This window comes from Agrococcus sp. BE272 (assembly GCF_031457935.1).
GTDB lineage: Bacteria > Actinomycetota > Actinomycetes > Actinomycetales > Microbacteriaceae > Agrococcus > Agrococcus sediminis.
Map to the genome: position 1 here is coordinate 198,035 of NZ_JAVDXL010000001.1, position 20,366 is coordinate 218,400.

Genomic DNA, 20,366 nt, shown 5'->3' on the forward strand with positions numbered 1-20,366 from the left:
CGGGGGTCGGATGCGCGAGGATGGGCCGCATGACGCGCATCATCGGGGGCCTCGCGGGCGGGGTGCGGCTGCACGTGCCGCTGCGGGGCACGCGGCCCACGTCGGAGCGCGTGCGCGAGGCGCTGTTCGGCGCGCTCGACGCGCGGAGCCTCTGCGACGGCGCGCGGGTGCTCGACCTCTACGCCGGCTCGGGCGCGCTCGGGCTCGAGGCGGCGAGCCGCGGGGCCGAGTCGGTCGTGCTCGTCGAGCGCGACCGCGCCGCCGCGAAGGTGGCGCAGCGCAACGCCGAGTCGGTGGCCCGCTCGGGCGCCGCGCACGCGATCGTCGAGCAGGTGGCGGTCGCGCAGTACCTGCACCGCTCCGGCCGCCGCTTCGACCTCGTCTTCATCGACCCGCCCTACGACCTGCCCGGCGGCGAGCTCGCGGCGACGCTCGCCGACCTCGCGCCGCTGCTGCAGCACCCGGCCGTCGTGGTGGTCGAGCAGGCGCGGCGCGCCGGGCCGCTCGACCTGCCGGGCGACCTCGAGGTCGAGCGCACCCGCGACTACGGCGACACGACGCTGCACTACCTCGCGACGACGGGCGAGCCGGGCGACCGCTGAGGGCGCTGCCGCTCGGGCGCGGGCGCGCCGGGTGGCTCTCCGGTACCGGATCGCGGATGCCGGTGGGCTCGACGCGCGAACCGGTACCGGAAGCGCGACAGGGCGGGTGCTGCCCGCGGGTCAGCCGGCGCGGTAGGGGTCCCAGCCGCGCGGCTCGAGCGGAGCGCCGTCGAGCGTGACGCCGTGCCGCTCGTCGGCCGCGAGCGCGTCGACGGCGCCGATGCGGCGCACCGGGTGGCCCGCGAGCTCGGCCGGCGGCCGCACGCCGGCGGGCAGCGTGACGAGCAGCGCGTGGTCCTCGCCGCCGTGCAGCGCCGCCTCGAGGCTCGCGCCGGGCGCCGCCCGGGCGACGGCCGCCGCCTCGAGCGCGATGCGCACGCCGGAGGCGCGGGCCACGCGGGCGGCGTCGAGCGCGAGGCCGTCGGAGACGTCGAGCATCGCGGTGGCGCCGAGGTCGGCGAGCAGCGTCCCCGCCGCGATCGGGCTGACGGGCGCGAGCTGCGCCTCGATCGAGGCGCCGTCGCCGCCGGCGCGGAGCCGCTCGGCCGCCGCGCGCACGGGCTCCGCCGCCGCATCGAGGGCCTGCGCGAAGAGGTGCCGCAGCCCCGTGGCCGCGAGGCCCAGCCCGCCGACGCACCACACCGCATCCCCCTCCCGCGCGCCGCTGCGCAGCACCGGCGCGCGACCTTCGAGGTCGCCGAACGCCGTCACCGCGATGGTCGCGTGCGGAGCGGTGCCGAGGTCGCCGCCGACGACGCCGCAGCCGGGCGCCATCGACGCGACCGCGTCGGCGAGGCCGCGGGCGAAGTCCTCGAGCGACGACACGTGCGTCGACGGCGGCACCGCGAGCGCCACGACGAGCGACGTGGGCCGCGCGCCCATCGCGGCGACGTCGATGAGGTTCGTCGCGACGGCCTTCCAGCCGAGGTCGTGCCAGGTCGACCAGCCGAGCCGGAAGTCGGCGCCCTCGAGCATCGTGTCGGTCGTGACGACGACGCGTCCGTCGGGGGCGCGCACGACCGCCGCGTCGTCGCCGGGGCCGAGCTCGGTCGCGTCGCCTGCCGGCAGCAGCGGGAGGATGCGCCGCAGCGCCTCGAGCTCGCCCGCCTCGTGCAACGTGGGGTCGTCCATGCCGCAACGGTAGCCGCAGCGCGCGGAGGGACGCCGCGCACATCGGGCTCACCGCAGCACCCTCGGTAGGCTCGTCGGGTGCGCCTGCTCCCCCTCGCCGCCGCTGCCGCGGCCCTCGTCGCACTGAGCGGCTGCGCCCGCTCGGTGTCGCTGCCGCCGGCCGAGGACGCGGCCGATCCGGGGTGCGCGAGCGTGATCGTCTCGCTCCCGGAGGAGCTGGGCGACGCGAGCCTGCCGCAGCCGCTCGACCGCCGCGAGACGACCGCGCAGGGCACCGCCGCCTACGGCGACCCGAGCGCGGTGACGCTGCGCTGCGGCATGCCGGAGCCCGCCCCGTCGGCGAGCCGCTGCATCCAGGTGGGCGCCGTGGACTGGCTCGAGGTGGCGCAGGAGGACGACGTCTGGACCTTCGTCAGCTACGGCCGCTCCCCCGCAGCCGAGGTCGTCATCGACACGGGCGTCGTGAGCGCCGTCACCGCGCTGGAGTCGCTCTCGAGCGCCGTCGACCGGCTCGAGCGCACGGGCGCCTGCACCTGAGCGGCACGCGCTGCAGCGAGATCAGGCGGAGCTGCCCGTCTTCCGCTTGATCCAGCCCCACGCCGCCGTCGCGACGAAGAGCACGAGGCCCAGCACCGCGAGCCAGAAGAGCCCCTCGATCACGAAGCCGAGGATGGCGAGGATGGCCCAGATGACGAGCAGGGCGATGAGGAAGCCGATCATGCGGGCAGGCTAGCGAGCCCTGCTGGTCGCGCGCTGGACGGCGCCGGGGCCCCCGATCAGCGCCCCGCGGGGTCGGCCGCCAGCACGTCGGGCAGGAAGACGCGGCCGTCGTCGTGGCCCGGGTCGAGCACGATCGCGTGGCCCGCGGGGATCGCGGCCGCGAGCTCGGCGCCGGTCATCTTCAGGTGCCGGCGCGTGCGCGTCGCGAAGCCGCCGATGCGGCTCGTCGCGGTGAACGCGACGACGAGCTGCAGGTCGCCGTGCGGCAGCACGAGGAAGCGCCCGGAGCCCGGGTCGCGGGGGTTCTCCACGACCGCCGGCACCAAGAGCTCGGCGTCGCGCACGACCGCCCAGGAGCCCGCGTGGTCGGTCGCGTCGATCGCCCGCAGCGCGTCGAGGATGGGGTTGGCCATGGCTCCCATCGTGGCAGACGGATGCTCGGCGGGGCCGGCGGTGTCGGCGGCCTCTGGGAGACTGGGGGCATGGCGCTCGACTTCACCGCGATCGATTTCGAGACCGCCAACGGCAACGCCGCCTCCGCCTGCGCGGTGGGCCTCGTGAAGGTGCGCGACGGCCGCATCGTCGACCGCTTCGCCACGCTCATCCGCCCCACGGCCCCGTACGACGAGTTCTGGGAGTGGAACGTGCGCATCCACGGCATCCAGGCCCACCAGGTGCAGGGCGCGCCCGACTGGGTCGAGGTGCAGGAGCGCATCCTCGGCTTCGGCGGCGACGACGTGTACGTCGCGCACAACGCCGGCTTCGACAAGGGCGTGATGCGCGCGGCGGCCAAGGCCGCGCGGCTGCCCGTGCCCGAGATGCGCTGGACCGACTCGCTGCGCATCGCCCGCAAGACGTACGCCCTCGAGTCGTACCGGCTGCCGGTCGCTGCGCTCGCGGCAGGCTTCGACGACTTCCGCCACCACGATGCCGCCGGCGACGCGGAGGCGTGCGCCGCGATCGTGATCGGCGCGGCGAAGCGGCACGAGCTCGACGACCTCGAGTCGCTCGTGCAGCGCTGCACGTCGGCGGTGCACGAGATCGGCGAGCGGCACGAGCAGATGGAGGAGCTCGCGGCGTCGCGCCGGGCGGCCCAGCGCGAGCGCCCCTAGTGGCAGTGAGCGCCGCCTGGGCACCTCGGCCATAACGAAAGCATCACGATCGGGCCGATCCTGTCCCCCTGACTTCGCGGAATCACGCGGAATCCTGCCTCACGGGCTCGAACGCCAACTTCTGGCCATGGTTACCGTGGAGAGCGCGGACGGCTCCCCAGGCCGTCCCGGACCCCCACGGACGCGACCGCCGGCAGCACGCCTGCCGGCGAGCGTATGGTGCCGCTTCGCAGACCTCTCGTCAGCGATCCACGGCAGACGAACGACCGCTCGCGCGGCTGCACCCGTCCTCGACTGAACGCCCTCCGGGCGCGACAGGAGCGACATGAGCGAACCGCGCGTGACCGGCGACGAGACCGTCGCCGACGACATCGCCGTGCGCGTCGAGCATCTGACCAAGGTGTTCGGACGGCGCGCGGGCGAGGCCGCCGACCGGCTGGCGGAGGGCGCGAGCCGCGACGAGGTCGCGAAGCTCGGCACCGCGGCCGTCATCGACGCCTCGTTCGAGGTGCGCCGCGGCGAGATCTTCGTGGTGATGGGGCTCTCGGGCTCGGGCAAGTCCACGCTCATCCGCATGCTGAACGGCCTGCTCGACGCCACCCGCGGCTCGGTCGAGGTCGACGGCCAGCCCGTCACCGGCATCGAGCCGCGCCGGCTGCGCGCGGTGCGGCGGTCGCAGGTGTCGATGGTGTTCCAGCACTTCGCCCTGCTGCCGCACCGGACGGTGCTCGAGAACGTCGCCTACGGCCTCGAGATCCAGGGCGTCGAGCGCGACCGTCGGCTCGAGCTCGCGCGCCGCGTCGTCGACCGCGTCGGCCTCGCCGGCTGGGAGGAGCGCCTGCCGAGCGAGCTCTCCGGCGGCATGCAGCAGCGCGTCGGCATCGCCCGCGCGCTGTGCGCCGACACCCCCGTGCTGCTCATGGACGAGGCGTTCAGCGCCCTCGACCCGCTCATCCGCCGCGAGATGCAGGAGCAGCTCGTCGAGCTGCAGGCCGAGCTCGGCAAGACGATCGTCTTCATCACGCACGACCTCAACGAGGCGATGTTCCTCGGCGACCGCATCGCCGTGATGCGCGACGGCCGCATCGTGCAGATCGGCAGCCCCGAGGAGATCCTCACCGACCCGGCCAACGACTACGTGGCGCAGTTCGTGCAGGACGTCGACCGCACCCGCGTGCTCACCGCCGCGAGCGTGATGGAGCCGCCCGCCGCATCCGTGCCCCTCACCGTCGGGCCGCGCGGCGCGCTCAAGGCGCTGCGCGACGTGCAGTCGTCGACGCTGCTCGTCACCGGCCCCGGCCGCACCGTGCTCGGCGCCGTGCGCGACCGGGAGGTGCTGCGGGCGGTGCAGCGCGGCGACCGCGACCTCGCCGCGCTCGTCGACGCCGACGTGCACCGCGTCGGCCCCGACACGAGCCTCGCCGACCTGCCAGAGCTCGCCATCACGAGCGGCCTGCCGATCGCCGTCGTCGGCGACGGCGGCCGGCTGCTCGGCGTGATCCCGCGGGTGATGCTGCTCGCGGCGCTCGGCAACGTGCCCACCGACACCTCCGAGCTCGCGATCGTGGACCTGCCCCCGGCGGTCGACCCGCGGCTCGTCGCCCAGACCCTCGACGACACGCAGGAGGTGTCCGATGCTCGATGACGTCCGCCTGCCGCTCGGCGCATGGGTCGAGACCGGCGTCGAATGGATCACCGCCAACCTCTCGGTGCTCTTCGACCTCATCCGCACGATCGTGCTCGGCATGTTCGAGGCCGCCGAGGTCGCCTTCACCGAGCCGCCCGCGCTCGTCATGATCGCGATCCTGGGCGTCGTCGCCTTCGCCGTGCGGGGGTGGCGGATGGGCGTCGGCACCGTGGTGGGGCTGCTGGTCGTCGTGCTCGTCGACCAGTGGGACAACGCGATGGGCACCCTCGCGCTCACGGTGGTCGCGGCGCTCTTCGCGCTGCTCATCGCGATCCCGCTCGGCATCTGGGCCGCGCGCTCCGACACCGTCTCGGCGATCGTGCGCCCGATCCTCGACTTCCTGCAGACGATGCCCGCCTTCGTCTACCTGATCCCCGCGATCATCCTGTTCGGCATCGGCGTCGTGCCCGGCATCATCGCGACCATCGCCTTCGCGATGGCGCCCGGCGTGCGGCTCACCGAGCTCGGCATCCGCGGCGTCGACCGAGAGATCGTCGAGGCGGGCGCCGCGTTCGGCGCGTCGCCCGGGCGCATCCTGCGGCAGATCCAGCTGCCGCTCGCGCTGCCGACGATCATGACCGGCGTCAACCAGATCATCATGCTGTCGCTGTCGATGGTGGTGATCGCCGCGATGGTCGGCGCCGGCGGGCTCGGCCAGGACATCGTGCAGGCGCTGCAGCGCATCGACGTGGGGCTCGGCTTCGAGGCCGGCCTGTCGGTGGTGATCCTCGCGATCATCCTCGACCGGCTCACGAACGCGCTCGGCAGCCTGCAGCGGCACAGCCCGCTCGCGAGGCTGCGCTCGCGCCGCGCCGCCGCCGCGGGGGCGCCGACGCCTGCAACCGGCACGGTCGCCCCGGCGGCCGCCGAGACCGACCCGGCCGCCCTGACCGGGCGATGAGACTTCGGCGACCGCAGCCCGCGGCCGCCGACGGACGAATGACACGGAACGAGAGAGGACACAGCATGCACAAGCGATTCATCCGCGGCGCGGCCGTCGCCGCCGTCGGAGCCCTGGCCCTGGCCGGGTGCTCGGCGGGAGGCTCCGAGGCGGAGGCGCCCGAGGGCGACGCGACCGCCACCGCCGACCAGACCGACCTCACGATCGGCGTCTTCAACGGCTGGCCCGAGGGCGAGGCCGTCTCCTACCTGTGGGCCGCGATCCTCGAGGAGGAGGGCTACGACGTCGAGCTCGAGTACGCCGACGCGGGGCCCGTGTTCGCCGGCGTCGCCGGCGGCGACTACGACGTCACGCTCGACGGCTGGCTGCCGATGACCCACGCGTCGTACATGGAGGAGTTCGGCGACGACCTCGTCGACCTCGGCTCGTGGAACGACGACGCGGTGCTGACCCTCGCCGTCAACGAGGACGCGCCGATCACCTCGATCGAGGAGCTCGCCGAGAACGCCGACGCCTTCGGCAACCGCATCGTCGGCATCGAGCCGGGCGCCGGCCTCACCGCGGCGACCCAGGACTCCGTCATCCCCACCTACGGGCTCGAGGGCATGGAGTTCACGACCTCGTCGACGCCGGCCATGCTGGCCGAGCTGAGCGGCGCGATCGACGCCGGCGAGAACATCGTCGTCACGCTGTGGCGCCCGCACTGGGCCTACGACGAGTTCCCCATCCGCGACCTCGAGGACCCGGAGGGCACGCTCGGCGCCGCCGAGGGCATCCACTCGATCGCCCGCGCGGGCTTCGAGGAGGACTTCCCGCAGCTCACCGAGTGGCTGCAGGCGTTCACGATGGACTCGGAGCTGCTCTTCTCGCTCGAGAACGAGATGTTCAACAGCGACGCCGACTCCGACGACTTCCCCGAGATCGTCGACGCGTGGATCGCCGAGAACCAGGAGTACGTGGACTCGCTCACCGCGGGCGAGTGACGCGACGGCGGAGGGGCCGCTCCCGGGTGGGGGCGGCCCCTTCGTCGTGCCTGGGCGGGTGGTCTCGACTCGTCGGCCTGCGGCGGACGGCTCGACCAACGGGAAGGGGTGGTCTCGACTCGTCGGCCTGCGGCCGACGGCTCGACCAGCGAGAAGGGGTGGTCTCGACTCGTCGGCCTGCGGCCGACGGCTCGACCAGCGGAAGTTGGGCTCGACCAGCGAGGGGGCGCGGTCAGTCGTTCGCGGTCACGTGCGCGAGCAGCAGCTGCCGGAACCGCTCCGGGTCCTCGAGGTGCGGCGAGTGGCCCGCGTGCTCGAAGACGACCTCCTGGTACCAGCCGCCCTTCGCCGCGTAGGCGTCGAGCACCGCGCGCGTCTGCGACACCATCGGCTGCGGCGGCGCCGCCTCCTCCCCCGGCCACCCCGGCACGATGCCGTGCTTGCCGAGCGTGTTGAGGTCGAAGAACGACTCGTCGCCCACGATCGCGTCGTGCGCGCCGCGGATCCACAGGATCGCCGGCTTCCGCTCGATGTCGACGATGCCGGTGAGGTCGAGGTGCACGCCCGACATCGTGTTCAGCACGCCGCGACCGCCGGCCGCGAAGCCCGGCCACGCATCCGACGCCGTGCCGTCGCCGGGCTGGTTGCCCTCGCCCGTGCGCGTCGAGAGCATCGACTCGACCCAGAGGTCCTCGTGCTCGTCGGAGAACCCGGGGGCGACGTACGAGCTGCGGAAGACGCTCCGGGGGCTCGTCGGCTCGTCATCGGTCGTGTCGCCCGCCGCGAGGCGCGCGATGAAGTCGGGGTTCGCCGCGAGCCCGCCCGTGCCCGCCCCGTCGGGCGCGCACAGCGTGCCGTCGAGCCGGGTGCCGAAGCCCTGCGGCGGCACCGGCGCCATGAGCGTCACCGAGCGGATGAGGTCGGGGCGGTCGAGCATGAGCTGCATCACGACCCCGCCGCCCATCGACCACCCGAGCAGGTGCGCGTCGGCGACGCCCATCGCGTCGAGCACCGACGCGACGTCGTCGGCGAAGTCGCGCAGGCCGCGCGTCGCGTCGACCGGGAGCGCCTCGCTGTCCCCGTAGCCGCGCAGGTCGATCGCGACCGTCGGTCGCGGCAGCGCGAGCATGAGCGGCTGGAAGAACGACGACGACGAGACGTTGCCGTGCACGAGCACGACGGGCCGGCCGGCGCCGCCGTGGCGGAGGACGGATGCGCGCAGGCGGTCGGTGTGGACGACCTGCCGCTCGATGCCCTCCAGCAGGGTCGTCACGCCAGCACCTCGGGCTCGGTCTTCTCGCGCACCTCGTCGAGCGTCACGCCCGGGGCCAGCTCGACGAGCCGCAGCCCCTCCGGCGTGACGTCGAGCACGGCGAGGTCGGTGATGATGCGGTCGACGACGCCCTTGCCGGTGAGCGGCAGCGAGCACTCGTCGACGATCTTCGCCGAGCCGTCCTTCGCGACGTGCTCCATGAGCACGATCACCTTCGCGGCGCCGTGCACGAGGTCCATCGCGCCGCCGGGGCCCTTCACCATCTTGCCGGGGATCATCCAGTTGGCGATGTCGCCCGAGGCCGAGACCTGCATCGCACCGAGGATCGCGGCGTCGATCTTGCCGCCGCGGATCATCGCGAACGACGTCGCCGAGTCGAAGAACGACGTGCCCGGGAGCGTCGTGACGGTCTCCTTGCCGGCGTTGATGAGGTCGGGATCGACTGCGTCCTCGGTCGGGTACGGGCCGACGCCGAGGATGCCGTTCTCGCTCTGCAGCACGACGGTCACGTCGTCGGGCACGTAGTTCGGCACGAGCGTGGGCAGCCCGATGCCGAGGTTGACGTACATGCCGTCCTCGAGCTCCTCGGCCGCGCGCGCGGCCATCTCGTTGCGGGTCAGTGCCATGTCAGGACTCCTCTCGAACCGTGCGGCGCTCGATGCGCTTCTCGATCTCCGTGCCGACCTCGACGATCCGGTGCACGAACACGCCGGGCAGGTGCACCGCATCCGGGTCGATCTCGCCCGGCTCGACGAGCTCCTCGACCTGCGCGATGCAGATGCGGCCCGCCATCGCCGCGGGCGGCGAGAACTGCCGGGCGGCCTTGTTGAAGACGAGGTTGCCGTGCCGGTCGCCGCGCAGCGCGTGGACGAGCGCGAAGTCGGTCGTGATGGCCTCCTCGAGCACGAACTCCTGCGGCTCGCCGTCGACGTCGAACGTCGCCGTGGGCTTCGGCTCGGAGGCCTTCGCGACCGTGCCGTCGGCGTTGTAGAGCTGCGGCAGGCCGCCCTCGGCGACCTGCGTGCCGACGCCCGTGCGGGTGTAGAACGCGGCGATGCCGGAGCCGCCGGCGCGCAGCTTCTCGGCGAGCGTGCCCTGGGGCGTGAGCTCGAGCTCGAGCTCGCCGGTGAGGTAGCGGCGCTCGAACTCCTTGTTCTCGCCGACGTAGGAGGAGGTCATCTTGTCGATCTGGCCGTTCCGCAGCAGCAGGCCGAGGCCCCAGTCGTCGACGCCGCAGTTGTTCGAGACCACCTTGAGGCCCGTCACGCCGCGCGCCTCGAGGGCGCGGATGAGCTCCATCGGGTTGCCGGAGAGGCCGAAGCCGCCGACCGCGAGGGTCGCTCCGTCGGGGATGTCCGCGACCGCCTCGGCCGCGGACGCGTAGGTCTTGTCGATCGCCATCAGCGTCCCTCTCCCTGCTGCGCGGGTGCGCCGGCGGCGCGCGCGGCCTCGGCGACCGCGTCGGCCACCGCATCCACGCCCGCGCCCAGCAGGATCGTGTAGTGGTTCGTGCCCGGGATGTCCCGGACCTCGAGCTCGGGCAGCCGCGACCTCCACGTCGCGAGCCACTCGTCATCGTAGAGGCCGGGAGCCTCGTCGAAGAGGCCGCGCGGGCTGCGCAGCAGCACCGCCGGCACCTCGAGGGACTCGAGGGCCTCCACGTAGCCGCCGCGGCCGTCGAGCTCGACGAGGTTCGCGACCACCGCGTCGGGGTTCGCGGAGGGCCGGAGCGCCCCGTCGACCTCCGCGTGCGCGTCGACGGGCACGAGGTCGTAGTCGACGTACTCCTCGATCGCCGCGCTCCAGTAGGGCCCGAAGGCGGGGTGCTCGCGCCAGAAGTCGCGGTAGGCGTCGCCGGAGGGGAACGTCATGCGCAGCCGGTCGATGGCTGGGCCGAGCACCTCCTCGGGGCTGCGCTCCTCGCCTGCGGGCGCGGGACGCAGCGGCAGGCCGCCGTCGACGAGCACGAGCGAGGCGACGCGCTCGGGGTGCGCGTCGGCGAGGCGCACCGCGACGTACGCGCCCATCGAGTGGCCGACGACGATGGCGCGCTCGATGCCGGCGGCGGCCATCGCGGCGGCGACGTCCTCGGCGTGCTGCTCGAGGCCGTAGGGGCCCGGCAGCGCGCGCGAGCCGCCGCGGCCGCGGAGGTCGACCGCGAGCAGCGGGCCGTCGACGCGCGCCGCGAGGGGCGAGAAGGAGCGGTGGTTCGCCGTGATCCCGTGGACGGCGACGACGGGCGTGCCCGCCGCATCCGCCCGCCACAGGGTCGCGACGAGCTCGCCGCCCGCGACGGGCAGCCGCAGCGGCGCCTCGGTGGCGGCGGTCGTCATCGGGCGCTCCACCCGCCGTCCATGACGTAGGAGGTGCCGGTGACCATGCCCGCGTGCGGGCCGGCGAGCCAGGTCGCGAGCGAAGCGACCTCCTCGGGCTCGACGAGCCGCTTGATCGCGGCCTCGGTGAGCATGACCTTCTCGAGCACCTCGCTCTCGGGGATGCCGTGGCGCTTCGCCTGGTCGGCGACCTGCGACTCGACGAGGCCCGTGCGCACGTAGCCGGGGTTGATGCAGTTCGAGGTGACGCCGTGCGGGCCGCCCTCGAGCGCGGTCACCTTCGACAGGCCCTCGAGCCCGTGCTTGGCGGCGACGTAGGCCGATTTGAAGGCGGATGCGCGGATGCCGTGCACGCTCGAGAGGTTGATGATGCGGCCGAAGCCGCGCTCGTACATGCCCGGCAGCGCCGCGCGGATGAGCAGGAACGGCGCCTCGAGCATGAGCGTGTGGAGGCGGCGCCACATCTCGGGCTCGAACTCCTCGATCGGCGCGACGCGCTGGATGCCGGCGTTGTTCACCAGGATGTCGGCCCGCAGCTCGAGGGACTCGAGCGAGGCGACGTCGAGCAGGTCGACCTCCCACGCCTCGCCGCCGATCTCGCGCGCGAGCGCGTCGGCCGCGGCCCCGTCGCGGTCGGCGACGACGACGTGCGCGCCCTCCGCGGCGAACGAGCGCGCCATCGCGGCGCCGATGCCGGCGGCGCCGCCGGTGATCACGGCCCTGCGGCCCTCGAGTGTGCTCATGCGTCCTCCTCGGTGTGCGCCGCGGTCGCGGCGGGGTGGCTTGCGGTGGCGGGCGTGCGGCCCGCGGGGGCGGATGCTGCGGGAGCGGGTGGGGCGGTGCCGAGCGCGCGCTGCACGAACGCCACCATCTCGTCGAACACGTGGTCGGGCACGGGGGTCGCGCCGGAGCCGTAGGGCCCCGACTCGGCCGTCGGCCAGAGCACGTAGCGCATCCCGATCATCTCGCCGACGCCCATGAGCGCCCAGGCGGCGACCTCCGGGTCGACCTCGCCGATCTCGCCGTTCGCGCGGGCCCGCTCGAGGCCCTCGCGGTAGCCCTCGACGATGCGCTCGTAGTGGCTGCGCATCGCGCCGGGCGAGACGTACTCGGCCTCGCGCACCACGCGGTAGAGCGCCGGGTGCTCGGCGGTGAAGGCGAAGAACTCGCGGAAGCCCTCGCGCTCGGCCTCGGCGCGGTTGGCGCCGCGCGCGGCGCCGTCGCTCATGGCCTTCCGCACGCGGCGGTTGAGGTCGTCGACGAGCTGCTCGAACAGGTCGAGCTTCGACTCGAAGTACAGGTAGAAGGTGCCCTGGGCCACCTTCGCGCGCTCGGTGATGCGCGAGATCGACGCGGCCTGGTAGCCCTGCTCGGCGAAGACGCCCTCGGCTGCCGCGAGCAGCTTGGCCTTGGTCTGCTCGCCGCGCTTCGTCCTCGGCTCGTTCATCGCGCCTCCGCCCGCTCGGACTGCACGGCGGCGATGAGCGCCCGGCGCAGCGGCTTGCCGCTCGTGGTGCGCGGGATCTGGTCGACCTCGACGAAGCGCTTCGGGTGCTTGAAGCCCGCGAGGCGCCCGTCGAGGTGGTCGCGCAGCGACCGCTCGTCGGCGGGCTCGGCGAGCACGAGCCACGCGACGAGCTCCTCGCCCCACCGCTCGCTCGGCACGCCGGCGACAGCGGCATCGGCGACGGCCGGGTGCTCGAGCAGCGCGAGCTCGACCTCGATGGGCGCGATCGACTCGCCGCCCGAGCGCACGATGTCCTTCACGCGGTCGACGATGCGGATGCGGCCGGCCCGGTCGCGCTCGACGAGGTCGCCGGTGCGCAGCCACGGCCCGATCGTCGCCGCGGCCGTCGCCTCGGGGTCGCGGAAGTAGCCCTGGAAGACCGCGGGGCCCCGCACGAGCAGCTCGCCGGTGCCGGCGCCGTGCACGACGCGCCCGTCGACGAGCAGCGCGAGGTCCACGTGCGGGTAGGGGCGGCCGACGGTGCCGGCGTCGGAGGCGTCGCGCGCGATCGTGACATTCGGCGCGGCCTCGGTGAGCCCGTAGCCCTGCTGCACCGGCACGCCGCGGCGCGCGAGCTGCTCCACCGCGCGCGGGTCGAGCATGCCGCCGCCGACGACGGCGGTGCGCAGGCTCGACAGGTCGCGCACCGCGAAGTCGGGGTGCTGGATGAGCGAGCGGAACGTGGTCGGCACGCCCATCGTCGCGGTGACGCGGTGCCGCTCGATGAGCGCGAGCGCGCGCCCCGCGTCGAAGGTGCGCTCGAGCACCACCTGCGCGCCCACCCACCAGGCGAGCAGCGGCTGGATGTTCCAGCCGGCCACGTGGTGCTGCGGCAGCACCTGCAGCACGACGTCGTCGGGGGTCATCGGCGTCGCGCGCGAGAGCGACAGGTTGGCCCACGCGCAGTTGGCGTGGCTGAGCACGACCGCCTTCGGCGCGCTCGTCGTGCCCGAGGTGAAGAGCATCAGCAGGCCGTCGTCGTCCTGCACCGCACCGCCGGCCGCCCGCTCGGCGGGCGCCGGCGCATCCGGCACGTGCGACTCGGCGCCGGCGGCGCCGAGCGCGGTCGTGCGGATGCCGTGGTCGCCGAGGCGCTCGAGCGCGGCCTCGGCGACGGGCCGGTGGTCGTCCTCGACGAGCAGCAGCGAGGGGTCGGCGATGCGCAGCTGCTCGGCGAGCTCGCGCGCGGTGAGCCGCCACGACAGCGGCACGAGCATCGCGCCCGCCTTGGCGCACGCGAACAGCAGCACGACCTGGTCGGCGGTGGAGCCCGTGACCGTGGCGATGCGGGCGCCGCGGCCGTGCCCCGCCTCGACGAGCGCGTGCGCGAGCGCCGTCGCGCGGGCCTCGAGCTCGCCGTACGAGACGGTCACGCCGCGGTCGACGATCGCCGGCCGCGACGGGTCGGTCGCGGCACGGTCGGTCGTCCAGCGGCCGAGCGTGAGCGCGCCCGGCGTCGCGTCGCCGTGCACCGTCGCCCTGCTTGCCATGCGCCTAGGCTTCCACGTCCTGCAGGGCGGCAGGCTGCTCGGCGTCCTTCGCGCCGCCGCGCCGCCGCGTCACGCGGTGCGTGAGGCCCACGATGCCGCCGGGCGCGAACATGACGACGAGCACGAAGAGCATGCCGAGGATGAACAGCGGCTCCGACAGCGGGATGCGCAGCACGTCGGGCAGGCCCTGGATCCACTCGGCCGAGGCGAGCGCCGCGAGCCGCTGGTCGAGCAGCGTGTAGATGATGCCGCCGACGATCGCGCCCCAGCGGTAGCCGACGCCGCCGAGCACGACGATGACGAGCAGCGTGAGCGTGAAGTCGCTCGTCGAGATGCGCGGCGTCGCGCTCGACTGCAGCATCATGAAGCCCATGCCGGCGACCGCCGCGAGCACCGCGGCCGCGGCGAAGACGAACAGCCGCACGAGGTAGGGGCGCAGCCCCAGCACCGTCACGCGCAGCTCGTTCTCGCGCGCCGCGGCGACCACGTGGCCGAGGCGGGAGCGCTCGACCCACACGCACGCGAGGTAGACGAGCACGAGGATCGCGAGCGCCATCCAGTAGAGGTTGCGCGTGTTGACGACGCCGACGAGGAAGTCGGGCACGACGTCGACCTCGAGCGTCACGCCCTCCTCGCCGCCCGTGAGCCCGCCGACGTTGCGGCGGATCATGACGTTCATCGCCTGCGCGACCGCGAGCGTCACCATCGCGAACGAGATGCCGCTCACCCGCAGCGCGAGCGCGCCGACGAGGTTGCCGAGCACGAGCGCGATGACGAGCGTCAGCACGATCGCGAGCAGGAAGACCGCCTCGCTCGGCATGCCCGTCGGCGCGAGCAGCCGCAGGATGATGCCGAGCCCGTACGCGCCCGCGGCGAAGAACATCGCGTGGCCGAACGAGAGCATCCCCGCCACCCCGAAGATCAGGTGGTAGCTGAGCGCGAGCGCGGCGATGAGCATCGCGTAGGCGAGCACCGTGAGCGTGCCGGGCGTGTAGGTGGGCCCGGGGAGGACGCCCGGGATGTCGATGGCGAGCAGCGGCAGGATCGCCGCCGCGATGACCACGGCCGCGCCGACCGCGAGCCGGCCCCACGTGGACTGCAGGAATGTGCGCATCATCCGCTCCTAGTGCGTGACCTTGCCCATGAGGCCGGTCGGTCGGACGAGCAGCACCGCGGCGAGCGCGAGCACGATGGCGATGTCGCCCGTGCCGCCGAGGTAGAAGTTCGCGAACTGCTGGATGACGGCCACGAGCACGGAGGCGATGGCCGCGCCCGTGAGGGAGCCGAGGCCGCCGATGACGGTGACGATGAACGCGTAGATGAGGAGCGACGTGCCCTGGTGGGCGCCCACCTGGCCGTAGTAGACGGAGGCGAGCACGCCGCCGAGGCCCGCGGCCGCGCCGCCGATGGCGAAGACGATCGTGAAGGCGCGGCGCACGTCGATGCCGAGCGCGGTGACCATCGTGCGGTTCTCGACGCCGGCGCGGATGACGAGGCCGTAGCTCGTGCGCTGCAGGAAGAGCACGATGAGCACGAGCACGACGGCCGCGGTGCCGATGAGCAGCCAGCGGTCGTTCGGGATGTTCGCGCCGAGCACATCGGTCGTGCCGCCGAGCCACTCCGGCAGCCGGATCTGGATCGGGTCGGTGCCCCAGATGCCCTCGAAGAGCGCGACCGAGGCGAGGCCGAGGCCGACGGTGACGAGCACCTGCTCGATGTGGCGGTTGTAGAGCGGCCGGATGAAGACGAGCTCGGTGATCGCCGCCACGAGCGCGCCGACCACGAGGCCCACGAGCATGCCGACGAGCAGTCCGCCCCAGCTGCCGTCGCCGACGCGGCGGCCGACCTCCCAGCCCAGGAAGCCCGCGAGGGTGAGGAACGAGCCGTGCGCGAAGTTCAGCACGCCCATCAGGCCGTAGATGAGCGAGAGGCCGCTCGCGACGAGGAAGTAGAGGGCGCCGAGGCCGACGCCGGTGATGAGCAGGAGCAGGACGGTGCTCACGCTGCCTCCTGGTCGGTCGAGACGCCGAGGTGCCGGTGCACGAGGTCGGAGTCGAGGAACTCGGATGCGGGGCCCGTGTGCACGACGCGGCCGCCCGAGAGCACGACCACGGTGTGGGCGAGCGCGCGCACGACCTGCAGGTTCTGCTCGACGAGCAGCATGGGCGTGCGCTCGGCCGCGGCCTCGAGCGCCTTCGTCACGGTGCCGACGATGAGCGGCGCGAGGCCCTTGGTGGGCTCGTCGACGAGCAGCAGCCGGTTGTCGTTCATGAGCGCGCGCGAGAGCGAGACCATCTGCTGCTGGCCGCCCGAGAGCGTGCCCGCCTGCTGCTTCGCGCGCTGGAGGAGCTCCGGGAAGAGCTCGCCGACGATCGCCCGGTTCGGGGCGCCGCCGCGCTCGGCGAGCCGCAGGTTCTCCTCCACGGTGAGGCCGCCGAACACCTCGCGGTCCTCGGGCACGTAGGCGATGCCGCGCTGCACGATGCGGTGCGTGAGGAGCCGGTCGATGCGCTCGCCGTCGAAGGTCACCTCGCCCGTGCGCTCGTAGAGGCCGAGCAGCGCCTTGATGGTCGACGACTTGCCGACGCCGTTGCGGCCGAGGAGCGCGGTGACGCCGTGGGCGGCCACGTCGAACGAGACGTCCTCGACGACCTGCTGGCCGGCGATCCGGGCCTCGAGGCCGCGGACGGACAGGATGGCGGTCACACGGTCTCCCCGAGGTAGGCCTGCTGGACGGCGGTGTCGGCCATGACGGCCTTGGGCGTGTCGATGGCGAGCAGCTCGCCGTGGTGCATGACCGCGACCCGGTCGACGAGGCCGAGCAGCACCTCCATGTGGTGCTCGACCATGAGCACGGTGCGGCCGGAGCGGTGCAGGCGGCGGATGACCTCGACGAGCCCCGCGACGTCGCCGGAGCCGACGCCCGCCATGGGCTCGTCGAGGAGCACCACCTCGGGCTCGGTCGCGAGGAGCATCGCGATCTCGAGCTTGCGCTTGTCGCCGTGCGAGAGCACGCCGGCGTCGGTGCCCGCGTGGTGCGCGAGCTCGACCTCGTCGAGGCAGCGCATCGCGACCGCGGTGGCCTCGTCACCGGCCCGCGGCATGCGCCACGGGCTCGTCGCGCCGCCGAGCTTCGACTGCGCCGCGAGGCGCACGTTCTCGCGGGCGCTCAGGCCCGGGAAGACGCTGGAGGTCTGGAACGTGCGGCCGAGACCGACCCGCGCCCGCTGGTGCACCTTCCGGCTGGTGACGTCCTTCCCTGCGAGCAGCACGCGGCCGCTCGTGGGGATGAGCACACCCGAGATGACGTTGAACAGCGTGGTCTTGCCCGCGCCGTTGGGGCCGATGACCCCGACCATCTCACCGGTCGCGACCTCGAACGAGACGTCGTGCAGGATGCGCGCGCCCCCGATCTGCAGGCCGACGGCGTCCAGGACGAGCGCGGATCGGTCTTCCATCGGCCGTGCCTACTGCTGGCCGGCGACGGGCGGGGCGACCGCCTCGGCGTCGACGACCTCGATGAGCTCGGGCGTCCACGTGCCGCCCTCGTCGACGAGGCGCACCTGGAACATCGGCTGGATGAGCGCGTGGTCCTCGGCGCGGATCGTGAGCTCGCCCTTGACCGACTCGAAGGTCCAGCCCTCGAGCGCCCCGATCATGGCCTCGACGTCGCCCTGGCCCTCGGTGATGGCGTGCACGAGCATCTGCGCGCCCACGAAGCCGTCGACCGTGAACAGGTCGGCCTCGTGCCCGGCCTCCTCGAGGTACGCATCCATCGCCTGGGCGGCCTCGGTGTCGGTGGCGCCCGGGAAGTAGTGGTTCAGGAACTGGATGTCGGCGGAGCCGGGGCCGTAGGCCTGGTACGACGCGCGGTCGGCGAGGCCGGTGACGACGGTGGTGTCGGCGAGCACCTGCTGCTGCGCGAGCGCCTCCCACATGGCGCCCGTCGTGGCGCCGGCCCACGCGACGAACACGAGGTCGGGCGACGCGGCCGAGATCTGCTGCGCGAACGGCGTGAACTCGGTGGCGTCCTCGGCGACGAGGATCGGGGTGACCGTCGCGCCCTCGGCGCCGAGCACGGCCTCGACCGAGGCGACGTTGCCCTGGCCGAACGCGTTGTCCTGCGCGAACACGACGATGTTCGAGCCCTCGACGCTGTCGAGGAAGGTCGCGGCGGTGGCGACGTCCTGGAGCGTCTGGCGGCCGGAGCGGAAGGTCTGGTCGTTGACGCCGGTGATGGCGTCGGCGGCGGCGGGGCCCGAGAGGAAGAGCACGTCGTTCTGCGCGGCCTGCTCGGCGACGGCGAGCGAGACGCCCGAGGCTGCGGAGCCGCCGATGATCTGGAAGCCCTGGCCGATGAGGTCCTTCGCCTGCGTGACGGCGGTGTCGGGGTTGCCCTGGTCGTCGACCCACTCGATCGTGAGCTCGACGCCGTCGATCTCGCCGGTGCCGTCGGTGGCGTAGTCGAGGCCTGCCTCGAAGCCCTGCTGGTAGGTCTCGCCGTACGCGGCGAGCGGGCCGGTGATCGAGGTGATCATGCCGACGTTGACGGCGACCGACTCGGCGGCGCCCTCCGAGCCGTCGGTGGATGCCTCGGGGGTGGCCGTCGTCGGCGCGCACGCCGTGAGCGCGAGCGCCGCGATGGCGATGCCCACGCCTGCGAACTTCGTTGTCCTGCGCATGAGATGCCTTTCGAGCAGTGGGAGCCCCTGGGGCGCAGCTCGGCGGGCGAGCACGTCCTCGTGCGGCTTCACGGTGTCGGGAACTGACCAAACCTGACAGGTGGTTCAGGTTTCAGGTTCCAGCATGCGAGCCCGCGCCGCCCGTGTCAAACCGGTGCCGCGACCGTGACCGGATCGTGACCCGGCGCATCCCCTCCTCCGCGCTCCACGAGCGCCGCGAGCCGCTCGTAGGCGGCGGCCGGGATGCCCAGCTGCGGGAGCACCGAGTCGCGCAGGCGCTGCGACTCGAAGACCTCGTGGCCGTGCAGCACCGTCACGCCCCCGTGCTCCTCGAGCACGGTCGACGCCGTCACCGGGGGCCGGCGCCCGCCCTCCTGCCACTGCCGCTCGACGATGCGCACCGGCCGCTCGACGCGCAGGTACTCGCCCACCACCACCGGCCGGCGCACGCCGCCGCGGTGCTCGAAGCGGTAGCCGCCGCCCGTGCGCGCGTCGATGGCGCAGCTGGTCATCGGCATGCCAGGATCCGGCAGCCACAAGGGCACGAGGCGCGGGTCGGTCAGCGCTTGCCACACGGCCTCCGCCGGCGCCCGGAAGCGCACCGCGTAGGAGATCGAGCGCTCGTCCGGCAGCGCGACCGCGAGCGGCTCGGCAGCACGGCGCGGGCCGCCGGCGCGCAGCGCCGCGGCGTCCATCCAGCGCTCGAGCGGCGCGTCGGCGCGCAGCGCCGCCAGGAGCGCGCCCACCCCGAGCGCCGCGACGACGAGCACCGCCCAGCCGGACCATCCCTCGACGAGCGCCGGCGCCTGCGGCGCGACCGCGAGCAGCAGCGCGTGCACGAGGGCGGTCGCGAGCAGCACCGTGACCGGCGCGGCGCCGGCCGCGAGCGCGGGGGCGAGCGCGCGCCGCACCCGCGGGCCGGCCGAGGCGCCGCCGAGCCCCGCGGCGCCGACGACGGCGAGCGCGAGGCCGCCGGCGCGCACCGCCTCGGCGGCGGTGCCGGAGCCGGGCATCGCGACGAGCTGCAGCACGGGCTCGCCGCCCATCGCACGCAGCACCCCCGGCATCCCGAGCAGCTCGCGCGCCGCGGTCGCGTCGCCGAGCGGCAGCACCGCCGGCACGAGGTGCGCGAGCGCGAGCTCGCTCGTCGCGATGGCGGCGGCGGTCAGCAGGAGGCCCACGACCAGGAGCGCGCCGTGCAGCGCCCGCTCCCGGCCGCGCTCGCGCGCCGAGAGCAGCAGCCGCCCGGCGAGCATGCCGACGAGCACCCACGGCAGGAGCATGAGCGCCGCCCACGGGTCGCCGATGAGCAGCACGCGCACCGACTCCGCCGTCGGCCCCCAGGGCGACCCGGGCGGCGCGGGGCGGAGCGCGTCGCCGACGGCCGCGAGCAGGAGCCCTCCGCAGGCCGTCCACGCCGCCGCGAGCGCCGCGAGCGCCCACACCGGCAGCAGCAGCGCGGCGGCCGCGAGCGCCAGCGCGACGCCGAGCTGCGCGAGCGGCGCCTGCAGCGCGGTCGCGACCGGCAGCACCCACAGGTCGGCGCCGTAGAGCCACGCGTCGATCGGGGTCCCCCAGCCGCCGAAGGCGAGGTAGGCCGAGCGCACGAGCTCGAGCCACGCCCCGAGCGCGAGGGCGGCGCTGCCGACGAGGCCGAGCCACAGCCCTCGCGTCAGTGTCTCGCGCGCGGCCGCCGCGCGGTGGCGGGCGGCGAGGCGTGGCCGCACCGCGAGCACCGCGCAGCAGCCGGCGAGCACGGCGAGCAGGGCGACCGGCGGGCCGTCGAGCAGGAGGCCGAGCGGCGCGCCCGCGTGCTCCCCGCTCCGCAGCAGCGTGGGCGCCGCGACGAGGCCCGCGATGGCGACGAGCCACGCGAGGTCGATGCCCACCGCTCGCGCGCCGCCGCCCACGGCATCATCCTGCACGACGGCCCGCCCCGCGCGGG

22 protein-coding genes are annotated in these 20,366 nt (G+C 74.1%); 6 read left to right on the plus strand and 16 right to left on the minus strand.

What is annotated here, in order from left to right; all coding sequences use genetic code 11:
• The first annotated feature begins 29 nt into the window (after positions 1-29).
• Positions 30-602 carry a 16S rRNA (guanine(966)-N(2))-methyltransferase RsmD gene (gene rsmD, locus J2X49_RS00950; protein ID WP_310121408.1) on the plus strand — a complete coding sequence of 191 codons (573 nt, stop codon included), beginning with the start codon at positions 30-32 and terminating at the stop codon, positions 600-602.
• 120 nt (positions 603-722) lie between these two features.
• Here rsmD and thiL read toward each other — a convergent pair whose 3' ends face one another.
• The gene (thiL, locus tag J2X49_RS00955) at positions 723-1,733 is read right to left on the minus strand and encodes a thiamine-phosphate kinase (protein WP_310121411.1); all 1,011 of its coding nucleotides are present in this window, start codon (positions 1,731-1,733) and stop codon (positions 723-725) included.
• A 78-nt stretch (positions 1,734-1,811) separates the two neighbouring features.
• Here thiL and J2X49_RS00960 point away from each other — a divergent pair, with 78 nt between their 5' ends.
• Entirely contained in the window at positions 1,812-2,270 is a 459-nt protein-coding gene (locus J2X49_RS00960) for a DUF3515 domain-containing protein (protein WP_310121414.1), read from the plus strand.
• 21 nt (positions 2,271-2,291) lie between these two features.
• Here the strand turns inward: J2X49_RS00960 and J2X49_RS00965 are convergent, their stop codons facing one another.
• Together J2X49_RS00965 and J2X49_RS00970 are read right to left on the minus strand one after the other, a co-directional pair.
• Complete coding sequence (locus J2X49_RS00965; RefSeq protein WP_310123997.1) at positions 2,292-2,453, minus strand: hypothetical protein; 162 nt, start codon at positions 2,451-2,453, stop codon at positions 2,292-2,294.
• Positions 2,454-2,509: 56 nt separating this feature from the next.
• Positions 2,510-2,866 (minus strand): SseB family protein, encoded by a 357-nt coding sequence (locus J2X49_RS00970; RefSeq protein WP_310121417.1) that lies wholly within the window; start codon positions 2,864-2,866, stop codon positions 2,510-2,512.
• A 69-nt stretch (positions 2,867-2,935) separates the two neighbouring features.
• On the opposite strand from J2X49_RS00970, the gene J2X49_RS00975 reads away from it, so the two are divergent.
• The 4 genes from J2X49_RS00975 to J2X49_RS00990 all read left to right on the plus strand — a co-directional run bounded on the left by J2X49_RS00975 (position 2,936) and on the right by J2X49_RS00990 (position 7,136).
• Entirely contained in the window at positions 2,936-3,565 is a 630-nt protein-coding gene (locus tag J2X49_RS00975) for an exonuclease domain-containing protein (RefSeq protein ID WP_310121419.1), read from the plus strand.
• Positions 3,566-3,890: 325 nt separating this feature from the next.
• Complete coding sequence (locus J2X49_RS00980; protein ID WP_310121421.1) at positions 3,891-5,210, plus strand: glycine betaine/L-proline ABC transporter ATP-binding protein; 1,320 nt, start codon at positions 3,891-3,893, stop codon at positions 5,208-5,210.
• The gene (locus J2X49_RS00985; protein ID WP_310121423.1) at positions 5,200-6,153 is read left to right on the plus strand and encodes an ABC transporter permease subunit; all 954 of its coding nucleotides are present in this window, start codon (positions 5,200-5,202) and stop codon (positions 6,151-6,153) included. Before J2X49_RS00980 ends, J2X49_RS00985 begins: the two co-directional genes overlap by 11 nt.
• A 65-nt stretch (positions 6,154-6,218) precedes the next feature.
• Positions 6,219-7,136, plus strand: coding sequence for a glycine betaine ABC transporter substrate-binding protein (locus J2X49_RS00990; protein ID WP_128190680.1), 918 nt, complete (start codon positions 6,219-6,221; stop codon positions 7,134-7,136).
• Positions 7,137-7,368: 232 nt separating this feature from the next.
• On the opposite strand, the gene J2X49_RS00995 is transcribed toward J2X49_RS00990, so the two are convergent.
• The 13 genes from J2X49_RS00995 to J2X49_RS01055 form a co-directional block, all read right to left on the minus strand.
• Positions 7,369-8,409, minus strand: a complete 1,041-nt coding sequence (locus tag J2X49_RS00995; RefSeq protein WP_310121427.1) for an alpha/beta hydrolase — start codon at positions 8,407-8,409, stop codon at positions 7,369-7,371.
• Positions 8,406-9,035: a CoA transferase subunit B gene (locus J2X49_RS01000; RefSeq protein WP_310121430.1), complete on the minus strand. Its 630-nt coding sequence runs from the start codon at positions 9,033-9,035 to the stop codon at positions 8,406-8,408. The genes J2X49_RS00995 and J2X49_RS01000 overlap by 4 nt, the downstream gene beginning before the upstream one ends.
• Position 9,036: 1 nt before the next feature.
• Entirely contained in the window at positions 9,037-9,810 is a 774-nt protein-coding gene (locus J2X49_RS01005) for a CoA transferase subunit A (protein WP_146357147.1), read from the minus strand.
• Positions 9,810-10,742 (minus strand): alpha/beta fold hydrolase, encoded by a 933-nt coding sequence (locus J2X49_RS01010; RefSeq protein ID WP_310121438.1) that lies wholly within the window; start codon positions 10,740-10,742, stop codon positions 9,810-9,812. Before J2X49_RS01010 ends, J2X49_RS01005 begins: the two co-directional genes overlap by 1 nt.
• Complete coding sequence (locus J2X49_RS01015; RefSeq protein ID WP_128190445.1) at positions 10,739-11,485, minus strand: 3-hydroxybutyrate dehydrogenase; 747 nt, start codon at positions 11,483-11,485, stop codon at positions 10,739-10,741. The genes J2X49_RS01010 and J2X49_RS01015 overlap by 4 nt, the downstream gene beginning before the upstream one ends.
• Positions 11,482-12,189, minus strand: coding sequence for a TetR/AcrR family transcriptional regulator (locus tag J2X49_RS01020; RefSeq protein WP_310121442.1), 708 nt, complete (start codon positions 12,187-12,189; stop codon positions 11,482-11,484). The genes J2X49_RS01015 and J2X49_RS01020 overlap by 4 nt, the downstream gene beginning before the upstream one ends.
• Positions 12,186-13,739, minus strand: coding sequence for an AMP-binding protein (locus J2X49_RS01025; protein WP_310121444.1), 1,554 nt, complete (start codon positions 13,737-13,739; stop codon positions 12,186-12,188). The genes J2X49_RS01020 and J2X49_RS01025 overlap by 4 nt, the downstream gene beginning before the upstream one ends.
• A 4-nt stretch (positions 13,740-13,743) precedes the next feature.
• Positions 13,744-14,853, minus strand: a complete 1,110-nt coding sequence (locus J2X49_RS01030; protein ID WP_310121447.1) for a branched-chain amino acid ABC transporter permease — start codon at positions 14,851-14,853, stop codon at positions 13,744-13,746.
• 9 nt (positions 14,854-14,862) lie between these two features.
• Positions 14,863-15,741 carry a branched-chain amino acid ABC transporter permease gene (locus tag J2X49_RS01035; RefSeq protein WP_146357137.1) on the minus strand — a complete coding sequence of 293 codons (879 nt, stop codon included), beginning with the start codon at positions 15,739-15,741 and terminating at the stop codon, positions 14,863-14,865.
• Positions 15,738-16,445, minus strand: a complete 708-nt coding sequence (locus J2X49_RS01040) for an ABC transporter ATP-binding protein (protein ID WP_128190629.1) — start codon at positions 16,443-16,445, stop codon at positions 15,738-15,740. Before J2X49_RS01040 ends, J2X49_RS01035 begins: the two co-directional genes overlap by 4 nt.
• A complete protein-coding gene (locus J2X49_RS01045; RefSeq protein ID WP_128190628.1) occupies positions 16,442-17,197 on the minus strand; it encodes an ABC transporter ATP-binding protein in 756 nt (251 codons plus the stop codon). Before J2X49_RS01045 ends, J2X49_RS01040 begins: the two co-directional genes overlap by 4 nt.
• A gap of 9 nt (positions 17,198-17,206) precedes the next feature.
• On the minus strand, positions 17,207-18,421 hold the full coding sequence (locus tag J2X49_RS01050) for a substrate-binding domain-containing protein (protein ID WP_310121455.1): 1,215 nt from the start codon (positions 18,419-18,421) through the stop codon (positions 17,207-17,209).
• Positions 18,422-18,567: 146 nt separating this feature from the next.
• Positions 18,568-20,346 carry an SRPBCC domain-containing protein gene (locus tag J2X49_RS01055; protein ID WP_310121457.1) on the minus strand — a complete coding sequence of 593 codons (1,779 nt, stop codon included), beginning with the start codon at positions 20,344-20,346 and terminating at the stop codon, positions 18,568-18,570.
• Between the last annotated feature and the right edge of the window lie 20 nt (positions 20,347-20,366).

What these genes read in the sequence shown, in the direction of transcription:
- rsmD (WP_310121408.1), top strand. Translation starts at nt 30, where the DNA reads ATGACGCGCATCATCGGGGGCCTCGCGGGCGGGGTGCGGCTGCACGTG.
- thiL (WP_310121411.1), bottom strand. Translation starts at nt 1,733, where the DNA reads ATGGACGACCCCACGTTGCACGAGGCGGGCGAGCTCGAGGCGCTGCGG.
- J2X49_RS00965 (WP_310123997.1), bottom strand. Translation starts at nt 2,453, where the DNA reads ATGATCGGCTTCCTCATCGCCCTGCTCGTCATCTGGGCCATCCTCGCC.
- J2X49_RS00970 (WP_310121417.1), bottom strand. Translation starts at nt 2,866, where the DNA reads ATGGCCAACCCCATCCTCGACGCGCTGCGGGCGATCGACGCGACCGAC.
- J2X49_RS00975 (WP_310121419.1), top strand. Translation starts at nt 2,936, where the DNA reads ATGGCGCTCGACTTCACCGCGATCGATTTCGAGACCGCCAACGGCAAC.
- J2X49_RS00980 (WP_310121421.1), top strand. Translation starts at nt 3,891, where the DNA reads ATGAGCGAACCGCGCGTGACCGGCGACGAGACCGTCGCCGACGACATC.
- J2X49_RS00985 (WP_310121423.1), top strand. Translation starts at nt 5,200, where the DNA reads ATGCTCGATGACGTCCGCCTGCCGCTCGGCGCATGGGTCGAGACCGGC.
- J2X49_RS00990 (WP_128190680.1), top strand. Translation starts at nt 6,219, where the DNA reads ATGCACAAGCGATTCATCCGCGGCGCGGCCGTCGCCGCCGTCGGAGCC.
- J2X49_RS01000 (WP_310121430.1), bottom strand. Translation starts at nt 9,035, where the DNA reads ATGGCACTGACCCGCAACGAGATGGCCGCGCGCGCGGCCGAGGAGCTC.
- J2X49_RS01005 (WP_146357147.1), bottom strand. Translation starts at nt 9,810, where the DNA reads ATGGCGATCGACAAGACCTACGCGTCCGCGGCCGAGGCGGTCGCGGAC.
- J2X49_RS01010 (WP_310121438.1), bottom strand. Translation starts at nt 10,742, where the DNA reads ATGACGACCGCCGCCACCGAGGCGCCGCTGCGGCTGCCCGTCGCGGGC.
- J2X49_RS01015 (WP_128190445.1), bottom strand. Translation starts at nt 11,485, where the DNA reads ATGAGCACACTCGAGGGCCGCAGGGCCGTGATCACCGGCGGCGCCGCC.
- J2X49_RS01020 (WP_310121442.1), bottom strand. Translation starts at nt 12,189, where the DNA reads ATGAACGAGCCGAGGACGAAGCGCGGCGAGCAGACCAAGGCCAAGCTG.
- J2X49_RS01025 (WP_310121444.1), bottom strand. Translation starts at nt 13,739, where the DNA reads ATGGCAAGCAGGGCGACGGTGCACGGCGACGCGACGCCGGGCGCGCTC.
- J2X49_RS01030 (WP_310121447.1), bottom strand. Translation starts at nt 14,853, where the DNA reads ATGCGCACATTCCTGCAGTCCACGTGGGGCCGGCTCGCGGTCGGCGCG.
- J2X49_RS01045 (WP_128190628.1), bottom strand. Translation starts at nt 17,197, where the DNA reads ATGGAAGACCGATCCGCGCTCGTCCTGGACGCCGTCGGCCTGCAGATC.
- J2X49_RS01050 (WP_310121455.1), bottom strand. Translation starts at nt 18,421, where the DNA reads ATGCGCAGGACAACGAAGTTCGCAGGCGTGGGCATCGCCATCGCGGCG.